Origin of the sequence: Agrobacterium sp. 719_389, assembly GCF_900188475.1 — a bacterium.
Taxonomy (GTDB): domain Bacteria; phylum Pseudomonadota; class Alphaproteobacteria; order Rhizobiales; family Rhizobiaceae; genus Agrobacterium; species Agrobacterium radiobacter.
This window is the reverse complement of sequence record NZ_FYEM01000001.1, coordinates 688,677-701,522: the sequence shown is the minus strand read 5'-3', so window position 1 is coordinate 701,522 and position 12,846 is coordinate 688,677. Positions and strand designations below refer to the sequence as shown.

At 61.5% G+C, this 12,846-nt stretch carries 10 protein-coding genes; 3 read left to right on the top strand and 7 right to left on the bottom strand.

Annotation, left to right across the window (positions count from 1 at the left end):
• Positions 1-104: 104 nt before the first annotated feature.
• The 5 genes from CFB10_RS03450 to CFB10_RS03430 form a co-directional block, all read right to left on the bottom strand.
• Complete coding sequence (locus tag CFB10_RS03450; protein WP_020012881.1) at positions 105-929, bottom strand: class I SAM-dependent methyltransferase; 825 nt, start codon at positions 927-929, stop codon at positions 105-107.
• Between the two features lie 83 nt (positions 930-1,012).
• Positions 1,013-1,279 (bottom strand): usg protein, encoded by a 267-nt coding sequence (locus CFB10_RS03445; RefSeq protein WP_003507863.1) that lies wholly within the window; start codon positions 1,277-1,279, stop codon positions 1,013-1,015.
• Positions 1,280-1,448: 169 nt separating this feature from the next.
• The gene (locus CFB10_RS03440) at positions 1,449-2,279 is read right to left on the bottom strand and encodes an ABC transporter permease (RefSeq protein ID WP_020012879.1); all 831 of its coding nucleotides are present in this window, start codon (positions 2,277-2,279) and stop codon (positions 1,449-1,451) included.
• Positions 2,276-3,079, bottom strand: a complete 804-nt coding sequence (locus CFB10_RS03435; protein WP_020012878.1) for an ABC transporter permease — start codon at positions 3,077-3,079, stop codon at positions 2,276-2,278. Before CFB10_RS03435 ends, CFB10_RS03440 begins: the two co-directional genes overlap by 4 nt.
• 112 nt (positions 3,080-3,191) lie before the next feature.
• A complete protein-coding gene (locus tag CFB10_RS03430; RefSeq protein ID WP_003507867.1) occupies positions 3,192-3,965 on the bottom strand; it encodes an ABC transporter substrate-binding protein in 774 nt (257 codons plus the stop codon).
• A 341-nt stretch (positions 3,966-4,306) separates the two neighbouring features.
• Between CFB10_RS03430 and CFB10_RS03420 the strand changes: the two genes are divergently transcribed.
• On the top strand, positions 4,307-6,574 hold the full coding sequence (locus CFB10_RS03420) for an OmpA family protein (protein ID WP_026364165.1): 2,268 nt from the start codon (positions 4,307-4,309) through the stop codon (positions 6,572-6,574).
• Between the two features lie 137 nt (positions 6,575-6,711).
• Here CFB10_RS03420 and CFB10_RS03415 read toward each other — a convergent pair whose 3' ends face one another.
• Complete coding sequence (locus tag CFB10_RS03415; protein WP_020012876.1) at positions 6,712-7,635, bottom strand: pseudouridine-5'-phosphate glycosidase; 924 nt, start codon at positions 7,633-7,635, stop codon at positions 6,712-6,714.
• A gap of 29 nt (positions 7,636-7,664) precedes the next feature.
• Complete coding sequence (locus tag CFB10_RS03410) at positions 7,665-8,606, bottom strand: carbohydrate kinase family protein (RefSeq protein WP_020012875.1); 942 nt, start codon at positions 8,604-8,606, stop codon at positions 7,665-7,667.
• Positions 8,607-8,852: 246 nt separating this feature from the next.
• Here CFB10_RS03410 and recA point away from each other — a divergent pair, with 246 nt between their 5' ends.
• A complete protein-coding gene (gene recA / locus CFB10_RS03405) occupies positions 8,853-9,944 on the top strand; it encodes a recombinase RecA (RefSeq protein WP_020012874.1) in 1,092 nt (363 codons plus the stop codon).
• A 230-nt stretch (positions 9,945-10,174) separates the two neighbouring features.
• Positions 10,175-12,838 (top strand): alanine--tRNA ligase, encoded by a 2,664-nt coding sequence (gene alaS / locus CFB10_RS03400; RefSeq protein ID WP_020012872.1) that lies wholly within the window; start codon positions 10,175-10,177, stop codon positions 12,836-12,838.
• Positions 12,839-12,846 lie beyond the last annotated feature (8 nt).

Genomic DNA, 12,846 nt, shown 5'->3' with positions numbered 1-12,846 from the left:
ATAGATTGAGAGCTTGCCCCCTCATCCGACCCTTCGGGCCACCTTCTCCCCGGCGGGGAGAAGAAAACTGCCGAGACGTCGGGGCATAAGCCTCCTATGTCGTATCAGCCCTTGAGCTTTGCAATCACCAGATGACCGGGCGTCGGATTGCCGTCCTGCATGCGCACGTTGATGTCGGTCACTTCGAGAACCTCGAAGCCCGTCGCGGCCAGTCTTTCCCTGATATAGTTTTCCGCATGGGCGAAACGCTGGTGCGGGCCGACCATATAGGGGCGTCCGGCGAGCGTCGTTTCGGGCAGAGTTTCCGATGAGAAGATCAGCAGGCCGCCGGCGTTGAGGTTTTCGGCAGCGCCGAAAAACAGCGGCTCCAGCGCGCCGAGATACGGCAGCACATCGGTTGCGGTGATGATGTCGAAGGGCTCGTCGTCATTATCCTCGAGAAAGTCCTCGGCTTCGGCGACATAGAGCGTCTCGTAAAGGTCCTTCTCATGGGCGATCTCGACCATGTTTTCGGAAATATCGATGCCGGTGATATCGTCGGCCATATCGCGCAGCGCTTCGCCGGTGAGGCCGGTGCCGCAGCCGAGATCGAGCAGGCGCTTGAAGGGGCCGAGGTTGAGGGTCTGCAGCCGCTGGCGCACCATCATCGGCACGGCGTAACCGAGCTGCTCGACGAGAATATCCTCGAAAGCTTCGGCGTGCTGGTCGAACAGGGTTTCGACATAGGCGTCAGGCGCTTTCGATGGCTGTTCGCCCCGGCCCATGGCGGCGATGCGCACGGCCGCACCGCCGTGATCGTCCGGATCGATGGCGAGAACCTCTTCATAGGCCTTCACCGCCGCGTCCACATCGCCGGCTTTTTCAAGCGCCAGCGCGCGGTTATAGGCCTCGGCAAGCGCCTCTTCGTCAATTTTCTGGTTCTTCGTCATCGTGCCTATCCGTCAGCGTCTTCAGTTGAAGTTTGCTGTAAGCCGCATCGGGGACGGGCGCAATGTTTATGTGGCGCTATGGCTCAGTGGAGGATGAACTCCCCTTTCAGCGCGCGCCATTCCTGCGCCGAGATCACCTGCCGGTGCACGTAGCGGACGGAGTGCAAAGGCCCGTCGAGCTTTTCCTGCCAGAATTTGAGGAAACCGTGCATTTCGGGGAAATCAGGGGCCAGATCATAGTTCTGCCAGATATAGGTCTGGAGAACCAGCGGATGGTCCGGCAGGCGATAAAAAATCTGGGCGGTGGTGAGGCCGTAGCCTCTCAGCATCATTTCCATGTCCTTGTTCATGACGGCGGTTCCCGTTTCCATGATTGCCGATCACAGCATTGCCGCTGTATCGAATATGGGAACACGACATGGTTAATCCAAGCTTGCCAAGGACATGGATTGTCATAAAATAGTTATATTTTTCAGAGTGTTAGCAGCCTTCCTTGATGAGTGCTGCCAGCTTTGCCGCTTAACGCTTGAGATGGCGCGTCAGGCGGGCTTCCAGCCATGCCCAGACATGTCTCAGCGTTTCAACGATCGTCAGGTAGAAGATCGCCGCCCAGAGATAGGCCTGATAATCGAAGGTGCGGGAAAACGCATAACGGGTCTGGCCCATGAGGTCGAAGACCGTGACGATGGAGACCACCGCCGAACCCTTGATCATCAGAATGATCTCATTGCCATAGGGACGCAGCGCGACGATGAGCGCCTGCGGCAGGATGACCTTGCGGAAGGTGACGAGTTTCGACAGGCCGAGCGAGGCGGCGCCCTCATGCTGGCCGCGCGGCACGCTCTGAATGGCGCCGCGCAGGATTTCGGCCTGATAGGCGGCGGTGTTGAGCGTGAGCGACAGGAGGCCGCAATACCAGGCTTCGCGGAAGAACCACCACAGGCCGACGGTCTCCAGCCCCTGGCGGAAGCTGCCGAGGCCGTAATAGATCAGGAAAAGCTGCGCCAGAAGCGGTGTGCTGCGGAAGACATAGACATAGGCATAAGCGAGCGCGCCGATGATGCGATTTTGCGACATGCGGCCAAAGGCGATCGGCACGGAGAGAATGGCGCCGAGAATGATCGAACTGCCGACCAGCGTGATGGTGGTGATGAGACCATTGATATAGCGCGGCCCGTAACGTTCGAATTTATCCCAGTCCCAGCCTTCGATCATCGCGAAGATCAGCCCGGCGGCAAGCAGCAGCCAGAGCGTGATGACGGCAATGCCGACGATGCGCGAGATATTGAGCGGCTTGTCCGCGACGGCCGGGGCGGGGCGGGCTGGAATGAGTTCCTTGATATGGCTCATCGGCGCGCCTCCGATTTGCGCGACCAGCGATCGATGAAGCCGATCCCGATCGACGAAAGCAGCGCGAGAATGAGATAAAGCAGGCAGGCGATGCTGTAGAAGAAAAAGGCTTCCTTGCTGACGCGGGCGGCGATGCCGGTCTGGCGGATGATATCGGCAAGGCCGATGATCGAGACGTAGGACGTGTCTTTCAGCAGGATGACCCAGAGATTGGTCATGCCGGGCAGGGCGATGCGGACAAGTTGCGGAATGATGATGAGCACCATGGTGTGGCCCCGCGAAAGGCCGAGGGCCGCGCCCGCCTCATATTGCCCCTTGGGTATCGCCTTGAAGGCGGAGAGCAGCACTTCAGAGGCATAGGACGAGAACACCACCGATAACGCCACCATGCCCGCCACGAAGGCGTTGATCTCGACCGGGCCGGTGATGCCGATGTAACCGGCCATCGATTGCAGCAGCATCTGGATGCCGTAATAGACGATGAAGAGCGTCAGGAGTTCCGGCAGACCGCGGAAGATGGTGGTGTAGATACCCGTCGCCAGCCGCAGCGATTTTTCTTCCGATTGTGCGGCGAGCGCGATGAGAAAACCGATCAGCAGTCCGACCGGCAGGGTGGCAAGCGCCAGCGAGATCGTGACCTTGACGCCGAAAGCGATCTCATCGCCCCAGCCCGCATCGCCGCAGGCGACCAGGGTGCCGTTTCCGAAAAGCGAGAAGAGACCGACCGGCCCGCAGAAGGGATCGAGAAGTGTCGAGACATAGGTCCAGAACGCACCTATGGCGGAAAATGCTCCGCTCATGCCAGTTTTCCCCTGCGGTCTTAAGCCGCCGTGATTGTTATCGTGACGTTTTCAAACAAAAATGGCGGAAGGGCAAGCCTTCCGCCACGAGATTTCAACAGATCGAACAGGCTTACTCGCCGTAAACGTCGAAATCGAAGTATTTTTTGTTAATCTCCTGATACTTGCCGCTGGCGCGGATGCCGGCGATGGCGGCGGTGAACTTGTCGGCGAGCGCCGTGTCACCCTTGCGCACGGCAACGCCCGCGCCATTGCCGTTGATCTCGACGTCGACCTTGAGCGGCGTCAGGATCTTGCAGCAGGCGCCGGCATCCGTCTTCAGCCATTCCGAAAGCACGACGATGTCGTCGATGACGGCGTCGATGCGGCCATTGGCGATGTCGAGCTTATATTCGTCGGCGGTCGGATACATCTTCACGTCGGCATCCGGGAAATGCTTTTCGGCATAGTTGGAGTGGGTGGTGGAACCCTGCGCGCCGAGCGACTTGCCCTTGAGATCATCGAGGGACTTGATCGGCGAATCCTTCGGTACGGCGATAGCCGGCGGGGTGTTGTAATATTTCTTGGAGAAGTCGACCTTCTGGAGACGTTCCGGCGTGATCGACATGGACGCGATGATGGCGTCGAACTTCTTGGCCTGCAGGGCGGGGATGATGCCGTCCCAGTCATTGGTGACGAAGGTGCACTCGGCCTTCATTTGTTCGCACAGCGCCTTGGCGATGTCGATGTCGAAGCCGGTCAGCGTGCCGTCGGCTTCGAGATTGTTGAAGGGCGGATAGGCGCCTTCGGTGCCGATGACGATCTTGTCCTGCGCGAGGGCTGCGCCCGACAACAGCGAGATGGCGGCAATCGATACGGCTGCGAGCAGACGGGTGGAAATAGGCATTTCGATCCTCTCTTTTGGTCGTTCATCCGCAGTCTGTTGTTGTTTTCAGTGCGGACGCCATGGGCGCTGGGCGCGGCAGGACGGAGGATACCGCCTGTGGCCTTCAGCGCGGATGCAATTATTCATCCGGTTGGTCAAAAAATGCAACTGCAATATTAGTCATCGCGTTTGTGCCGCAGAGCCTCCACGAAAAGGCCTTGATCTGTTCATTTCCGGTACAGAACGCTTTGTTCATCATGGGAACCGAAGTGTGTGCCGGGCGTTGACCAGCGCCTGCACGCGCAGCCGGAATCACGATGTCGCAAGACTGGCGACCAATAATGGCAGATGAGGAAACACCGATGCTGAAGAAGAACACATTGCTGACGGGGGTGGTTTTCCCCCTCATGTCGCTGGCGATTGCGGTGGAGCCGGCCGCGGCCGGTTTTGCCGGTGCCGCGCGGGCGCAGGCGCTTCCCGGACAGGCGACGACCGGTCAGGTGATTCTGGCGCAGGCGCAGCCGGAAGAGCCGAACCCGGAAGAAGAACTGCGCAAGCGGCGCAAGCAGGCCGAAGAGGCGCAGCCGCAGGCCGAGCCGCAACGCCAGGAGCGTGCACAGGAGCCGCCGCGTGAGCCGGAGCCCAAACGCGAAGCCGCGCCCGCCGAACCGCGCCCCGAGCCGCAGAGGGAACCCCAGCGTGAGCCGCAGCCCGAACCCCAGCGGGAACCGCAGCAGCAGCGCGAGGCCCGCCCGGAGCCCGTGCCGGCCGAACAGCCGCAGGAGCGTCCCCGCAAACCAGAACGCGCACAGGAGCCGCAGGGCGAGGGCGAACAGCGCCCGGCACGCCAGCGCGAGGCGGCACCCGAAGCCGCACCTGCCGAGGAGCAGCCGAAGGAACGTCCGCGCAAGCCCGAACGGGCCGAGCAGCCCGCAGGTGAGGGTGAGCAGCAGCGTCCCCGTAAGGAGCGCGCGAAAGAACCTGCAGCCGAACAGGAGCCCGCAGCACGCCCTGAAAATGCCGAGCAGCCGGCCAAGCCTCGCGAGCCGGCGCCTTCCAAAAAGCCGCAGGTAGAGGAAAAGGCCCCGGAACAGAAAGCCGAACCGGCTGAAAAAGCCGTTCCGGAGAAAAAGCCTGCCGCCCCGGAGCCGGCAGTGAAGGAAGCACCGGTTCCGACCGAAGCCCCGACGCCCGCACGTCCGCCGGCGCCCGAGGCCCAGCCCAATCCCGCACCGGGTCGTCAGCCTTCCGAACAGCCGCCGGTAGAGGGCCAGGGTAGAACTGAACCTGCAGCCCCGCTGCCAGGCGCGCCGACGCCTCCGCCGCCGAGCGGTGCGACGACCGGACAGGCGCCGGCCGGCGAACCCGTGCCCAATCAGGTCGCTGTTCCGCAGACGGAAGCGCCGCCGATGACGAAGGAAGAGCTGGACAAGGCCAAGGCCATTGCCAAGGACCCGTCCAAGACCGCCGATACCGTCATTCTGCCGGTCGACAAGGGTGCCGCCGTTCTCGACAGCGACAAGGAAGTGGAACGCTCCGGTAACCGCCAGACCCGCGAGGAGCGCCGTCGTGAACGGGAGCAGGCCGGCGACGTGAAGGTTCCGACATCGGACGCCGAAGCGCAGCGTGCCGGCGCCGCCGAAGGCAAGGCTCCGCCACCGCCCGTCAAAATGGAGGCGATCACCTCCCAGCAGGGCGAACGTGTCGATCGTCGTCCGCAATATGAGCGGCCGGAAGGTGTCCGCGAATGGCAGCCGCGCGAAGGCCGCCCGCGCGATCGGGATCGTGACGGCGACGCGCCGATCATCCTGCAATTCGGCGACCGTGTCGTGGTGCGCGGCGATGATAACCAGCGCTTCATCCGCGATGGTGGTGAGCCCTACTACGAGCGCTTGGGCGGCGGCCGTGTCCGCGAAACCGTGGAGCGCCGCGATGGAACGCAGGTGGTTACGATCCGCAACCGTTATGGCGACGTGATCCAGCGCTCGCGCATCGACGATCGCGGCCGCGAATATGTGCTGTTCTATGCACCGGAGCTGATGGAAGATCCGGACCGTGATTATGTCTATCGCGATCCCGGCCTCGACCTGCCACCGATGCGCCTGCGCATTCCCGTGACCGATTACATCATCGACACGTCGAGCGATCCGGACCGCGATTATTATCGCTTCCTGGAACAGCCGCCCGTCGAACCGGTGGAGCGGGTCTATTCGCTGGATGAAGTGCGTTATTCGGCCCGTATCCGCGACAAGGTGCGCCGTATCGACCTCGATACGATTACCTTCGCCACAGGCAGCGCGGAAATTCCGATGGCGCAGGCACGCTCCCTGCGCAAGGTGGCTGATGCCATCAACAAGGCGCTCAACAAGAACCCGGGGGAAACCTTCCTGATCGAAGGCCATACCGATGCCGTCGGTTCGGATGAAAGCAACCTCGTTCTCTCGGACGAGCGCGCCGCTTCCGTCGCCAATGTGCTGACCGATGTTTACGGTATTCCGCCGGAAAACCTCGCGACTCAAGGCTATGGCGAGCGTTACCTGAAGGTTCAGACACTTGGCCCGGAACAGCAGAACCGCCGGGTCACCATCCGCCGCGTGACGCCGCTGGTGAAGCCGGTCGCACAGAACTGATTGGGTTCAGGAACTGAAAAGAAAAAGGCCTGGAAAGCGCAAGCTTTCCGGGCCTTTTTGCCGGTTGCGAGGCTTTCCGCCTTTACACCGGCATCCTCGGGCTTGACCCGAGGATAACTGAGAAGACGATCTTTTCTTCAGTTCAGCGCCACGGCGATCTCAGCCGCAAGCTGCGCATTGTTGCGCACCAGCGCAATATTCGTCTCCAGGCTGCGGCCATCCGTCAGGCGGAAAATATCGCCGAGCAGGTAGGGGGTGACTTCCTTGCCGGTGATTTCGTCGCGCTCGGCGTGCGAGATGGCGCGGTTGATGTAGATCTCCATCTCTTCGCGCGGAATTTCGTCTGCTTCCGGCACGGGATTGGCCACCAGCATGCCGCCATCGATGCCCAGCTGTTCGCGGGTTACCTGGAAATTGGCAATCGCTGCCGGGCTGTTGAGCGAAAGCGGGCTCGACAGGCCGGAGGAGCGCGACCAGAAAGCGGGGAATTCCTCAGATCCGAAGGTGACGACAGGCACGCCGTTGGTTTCGAGAACTTCCAGCGTCTTCGGAATATCGAGAATGGCTTTCGCGCCGGCGCAGACGACGATCACGCCGGTCTTGGCAAGCTCGGTCAGGTCGGCGGAGATGTCGAAAGTCTCTTCCGCGCCCTTGTGCACGCCGCCGATGCCGCCTGTCGCAAAAACGCGGATGCCGGCGCGGGCGGCGGCGATCATGGTGGCGGCAACCGTGGTGGCGCCGGTGCGGCGCTCGGCGATCGCAAAGGCGATATCGGCGCGCGAGACCTTCATGGCGTCCGTAGTCTGGGCAAGCGCCTCAAGCTGGTCCTTCTCAAGGCCGATATGCAGCGTGCCGTGAATGACGGCGATGGTGGCCGGAACCGCACCCTGATCGCGGATGATCTGTTCGACGCTTTCGGCCATCTCGATATTGCCGGGATAGGGCATGCCGTGGGTGATGATGGTCGATTCAAGCGCCACGATCGGCGCGCCGCGCTGCTTGGCTGCGGCGACTTCCTGAGAATAGACGATGGGCAGGAGCGGGGAGATGGGGCGGGTCATGGCATCTGTTCCAGTTTTTAAAAGCGAGTTCATGCCAGCATTTCAGCCTGGGGAACAAGCCCCAACATGGCTTCGACACTGTCTTTTGATAGTTCATGCGAGGTGGCGAAGGGGGACTGCACGGTGATGGCCGCCGCGGCCGCCCCCTGTCGCAAGGCCTCCGCAATCGTCTTTCCCCCGGCGATGGCGGCGAGATAACCCGACGCCATGGCGTCGCCCGCACCTGTGACATCCTTCACTTCGCGGATGAGGGGCGGGTGGAGGATCGCTTTTTCCGTTCTGTTGAAGGCAACAACTTCGCTTGCGCCGCGCGTAACGACGCCGCCGGAAAGCCCGGCCTTGCGCAGAATATCCGGCCAGTCGCGAACATTGGCGGCCGTCTCGCCCGTCAGGGCGCGGGCCTCCGCCTCGTTCATGAAGAGAATGTCGATATCGCCGAGAGCGGCTTTCAGCTTCACCGCCTTGGCCGGCGAAATGGCGATGGCCGCCAGCGGCTTTTCGCAGGCGCGGGCAACGAGGCCGAGCGCCGTGAGCGTATCATCCGGCAGATTGGCGTCGCAAAGCAGGATATCGCTCGCCGTGATCGCCTCGCGCACGGCGCGTATCTTCAGGCGGCGCGGGGTGAAGAGCTTGTAGAGGTCCATATCGGCAAGCGCGATGACGAGGTTGCCGTCACGCTCCAGAATGGCGGTGTAGCTCGGCGTGCGCCGGTCGAGGAAGGTGAAGGGCGTGTCTTCAACGCCCGCCTGCCGCGCAGCCTCCGCCACCGCTTCGCCTGTCACGTCACCGCCGCGCGGAGCGATGATGCGGACCTGAAAACCGAGGCGGGAGAGATTGCGCGCGGCGTTGAAGCCGCCGCCGCCCGCCTCTTCCATCCACGAGCCGGGGTTGCTCGCGCCGGGCGCCGTCTCAGTCTCGATCATGCCGCGCCGGTCGATATGCGCGCCGCCCAGAACGAGTATTTTCTTCACGCTTGCGTTTCCCTCTTTGGCGGATGGAAAGACCGGACGATTCGGCCTAAACTGACGTCTTCCTGACCTCGCATCCGGTTTGCGGCGATGGGCCGGGCACGGAAAAACGAAAGCAGAACAAACTACTTATCGCTATTTGTTTTCAATATGCTGGCTCAGCCTTGCGAAATGAGAACAAATAGAGTACATACCGTTTCCATACTGCTTCATTGCCTGTGCGGCTTCAATAACCTAAAGGTGGTTCGGATGGCACAAAATTCTTTGCGTCTCGTAGAGGATAAATCGGTGGATAAAAGCAAGGCACTGGAAGCGGCGCTCTCCCAGATCGAACGGTCGTTCGGCAAGGGATCGATCATGAAGCTCGGTTCCAATGAAAATGTGGTTGAGGTGGAGACCGTTTCGACGGGTTCTCTCAGCCTGGATATCGCGCTCGGCATCGGCGGTCTGCCGAAGGGGCGCATCGTTGAAATTTATGGCCCGGAAAGCTCGGGTAAGACGACGCTGGCGCTGCAGACGATTGCGGAAGCCCAGAAGAAGGGCGGCATCTGCGCCTTCGTGGATGCCGAGCATGCGCTCGATCCGGTCTATGCCCGCAAGCTTGGCGTGGATTTGCAGGGCCTTCTTATCTCGCAGCCCGATACGGGCGAGCAGGCGCTTGAGATCACCGATACGCTGGTGCGTTCCGGCGCGGTTGATGTCCTCGTGGTCGACTCCGTTGCGGCGCTGACGCCGCGGGCGGAAATCGAAGGCGAGATGGGCGACAGCCTGCCGGGTCTTCAGGCCCGCCTGATGAGCCAGGCGCTGCGCAAGCTGACCGCTTCGATCTCCAAGTCGAAATGCATGGTCATCTTCATCAACCAGATCCGCATGAAGATCGGCGTCATGTTCGGTTCGCCGGAAACGACGACAGGCGGTAATGCTCTCAAGTTCTATGCGTCCGTTCGCCTCGACATCCGCCGCATCGGCGCCGTCAAGGAACGCGAAGAGGTTGTTGGCAACCAGACCCGCGTCAAGGTCGTCAAGAACAAGATGGCTCCGCCCTTCAAGCAGGTGGAATTCGACATCATGTATGGCGAGGGTGTTTCCAAGACCGGTGAGTTGGTCGACCTCGGCGTGAAGGCCGGAATCGTCGAAAAATCCGGTGCATGGTTCTCCTATAACAGCCAGCGTCTGGGGCAGGGGCGTGAGAACGCCAAGACCTTCCTGCGCGACAATCCGGAAACGGCAAATGAGATCGAACTGGCATTGCGCCAGAATGCCGGTCTGATTGCCGACCGCTTCCTGCAGAATGGCGGCCCGGACGCCGGTGAAGGCGACGACGGCAGCGACGAAGGCTGATGCCTTCCGCGAAGGTCCCGATGTCGCCGTCCGGAGACTTCGTCGAACTGGTATAGATCAAAAGGGCCGTGCGATTTTTCTTCGCGCGGCCCTTTTTCTTTGCCTATATGTCTTGCTTCGCCTCCATGGCTGGACAGGGCAGGATGCGGACGATAAAAGCCAGTGATTTTGCAATATAGCCATCATTTCCGGTGGCAGTGATGGACTCCAGCTGTGAGCGGTGTGTGGGCATGAGCGGTGTGAATGAAATTCGGTCGACCTTTCTCGACTACTTCAAGAAGAACGGACACGAGATCGTGCCCTCCAGCCCGCTGGTGCCGCGCAACGATCCGACACTGATGTTCACCAATGCCGGCATGGTGCAGTTCAAGAACGTCTTCACCGGTCTTGAAAGCCGTCCTTATTCCACGGCCGCTTCGGCGCAGAAATGCGTTCGCGCCGGCGGCAAGCATAATGACCTCGACAATGTCGGTTATACCGCCCGCCACCACACCTTCTTCGAAATGCTCGGCAATTTCTCCTTCGGCGATTATTTCAAGGAAGAAGCGATCACCCATGCCTGGAACCTGATCACCAGGGAATTTGGCATCGACCGCAACCGTCTGCTGGTGACTGTCTATCACACCGACGACGAGGCCTTTAATCTCTGGAAGAAGATCGCCGGTTTCTCCGACGACCGCATCATCCGCATTCCGACCAGCGACAATTTCTGGGCGATGGGCGATACCGGCCCCTGCGGTCCCTGTTCGGAAATCTTCTACGACCACGGTGATCACATCTGGGGCGGACCTCCCGGCTCGCCGGAAGAGGATGGCGACCGGTTTATCGAAATCTGGAACCTCGTCTTCATGCAATATGAGCAGCTGACGAAGGAAGAGCGCATCGACCTGCCGCGCCCGTCAATCGACACCGGCATGGGGCTTGAGCGTATTTCCGCGCTGCTGCAGGGCAAGCACGACAACTACGACACCGATCTGTTCCGGGCGCTGATTGCCGCTTCCGTGGAAGCGACCGGCGTTCCGGCCGAAGGTGAAAAGCGCGCGAGCCACCGGGTCATCGCCGACCATCTGCGCTCGTCCGCCTTCCTGATCGCCGATGGCGTCCTGCCGTCCAATGAAGGCCGTGGTTATGTCCTGCGCCGCATCATGCGTCGCGCCATGCGCCATGCCGAACTTCTCGGCGCGCGCGAGCCGCTGATCTACAAGCTCCTGCCGGCGCTGGTGCAGCAGATGGGCCGCGCCTATCCGGAACTGGTTCGCGCCGAAGCGCTGATTTCCGAAACGCTGAAGCTTGAGGAAACCCGTTTCCGCAAGACGCTGGAACGCGGCCTGTCGCTTCTCTCCGACGCTACCTCGACCCTGCACAAGGGCGATATGCTGGATGGCGAAACCGCCTTCAAGCTTTATGACACCTATGGTTTCCCGCTCGACCTGACGCAGGATGCGTTGCGCGCCCGCGAAATCGGCGTCGATATTTCCGGCTTCACGGACGCCATGCAGCGTCAGAAGGCGGAAGCCCGCTCGCACTGGGCCGGCTCCGGCGACAAGGCGACCGAAACCGTCTGGTTCGAACTGAAGGAAAAGTTCGGCGCGACCGAATTCCTCGGTTACGATACTGAAACCGCCGAAGGCGTCATTCAGGCGATCGTCAAGGACGGCAAGTCGGTGGACAGCGCCGCCGAGGGCGAGACGGTCCAGATCGTCGTCAACCAGACGCCGTTTTATGGCGAGTCCGGTGGCCAGATGGGCGATACGGGCGTTATCTCCGGTGACAACGGCGCCTTTGCCGTTTCCGACACCCAGAAAAAGGGCGAAGGCCTGTTCGTGCATACCGGCACCGTTTCCAAGGGCGGATTGAAGCTCGACGAAGCCGTGCAGCTGACGGTCGATCATGACCGTCGTTCGCGTCTGCGCGCCAACCACTCCGCCACCCACCTGCTGCACGAGGCGCTGCGCGAGGTGCTCGGCACGCACGTCGCCCAGAAGGGTTCGCTGGTCGCGCCCGAGCGCCTGCGCTTCGACGTTTCGCATCCGAAGCCGATGTCGGCCGAGGAGCTGAAGGTGGTCGAGGAGATGGCGAACGAAATCGTGTTGCAGAACTCGCCTGTTGTCACCCGCCTGATGAGCGTCGACGACGCCATTGCCGAGGGTGCAATGGCGCTGTTCGGTGAAAAATATGGCGATGAGGTTCGCGTGGTGTCCATGGGCACCGGCGTTCACGGTGCGAAAGCCAACCGTCCCTATTCCGTCGAGCTTTGTGGCGGCACGCATGTGGCGGCCACCGGTCAGATAGGCCTTATCCGCATTCTCGGCGAAAGCGCCGTTGGTGCGGGTGTGCGCCGTCTGGAAGCCGTAACGGGGCAGGGCGCGCTTGCCTATCTCGCCGAGCAGGATGAGCGCGTAAAGGCACTGGCTTCGTCGCTGAAGGTTCAGCCGGGCGAGGTACTGTCGCGTGTCGAGGGACTTCTTGACGAGCGCAAGAAGCTGGAGCGCGAACTTGCCGATGCCCGCAAGAAACTCGCAATGGGCGGTGGTTCCTCGGATGCCGGCGCAAACGACGTCCAGCAGGTTGCAGGCGTCAATTTCCTCGCAAAATCCCTGTCCGGCATCGATGCCAAGGACTTGAAGGGTCTTGCCGATGAAGCCAAGGCAAATCTCGGCTCCGGCGTCGTGCTGCTGATCGCTGTTTCCGAAGACGGCAAGGCAAGCGCTGTTGCGGCCGTGACCGAAGATCTGACGGCCCGTTTCAGCGCCGTCGATATCGTCCGCACGGCGTCTGCCGCCCTTGGCGGCAAGGGCGGCGGCGGTCGCCCGGACATGGCGCAGGCCGGCGGCCCGGATGGCGCCAAGGCGCAGGATGCCATCGAAGCGGTGGCGGCGGCCCTGGCGGCCTAGTCAGAGTA

Bases quoted from the DNA above. Each gene is read 5' to 3' on its own strand.
- CFB10_RS03440 (WP_020012879.1), bottom strand. From the start codon at position 2,279: ATGAGCCATATCAAGGAACTCATTCCAGCCCGCCCCGCCCCGGCCGTC.
- recA (WP_020012874.1), top strand. From the start codon at position 8,853: ATGGCACAAAATTCTTTGCGTCTCGTAGAGGATAAATCGGTGGATAAA.
- CFB10_RS03445 (WP_003507863.1), bottom strand. From the start codon at position 1,279: ATGAACAAGGACATGGAAATGATGCTGAGAGGCTACGGCCTCACCACC.
- CFB10_RS03450 (WP_020012881.1), bottom strand. From the start codon at position 929: ATGACGAAGAACCAGAAAATTGACGAAGAGGCGCTTGCCGAGGCCTAT.
- CFB10_RS03435 (WP_020012878.1), bottom strand. From the start codon at position 3,079: ATGAGCGGAGCATTTTCCGCCATAGGTGCGTTCTGGACCTATGTCTCG.
- alaS (WP_020012872.1), top strand. From the start codon at position 10,175: ATGAGCGGTGTGAATGAAATTCGGTCGACCTTTCTCGACTACTTCAAG.
- CFB10_RS03420 (WP_026364165.1), top strand. From the start codon at position 4,307: ATGCTGAAGAAGAACACATTGCTGACGGGGGTGGTTTTCCCCCTCATG.
- CFB10_RS03415 (WP_020012876.1), bottom strand. From the start codon at position 7,635: ATGACCCGCCCCATCTCCCCGCTCCTGCCCATCGTCTATTCTCAGGAA.
- CFB10_RS03430 (WP_003507867.1), bottom strand. From the start codon at position 3,965: ATGCCTATTTCCACCCGTCTGCTCGCAGCCGTATCGATTGCCGCCATC.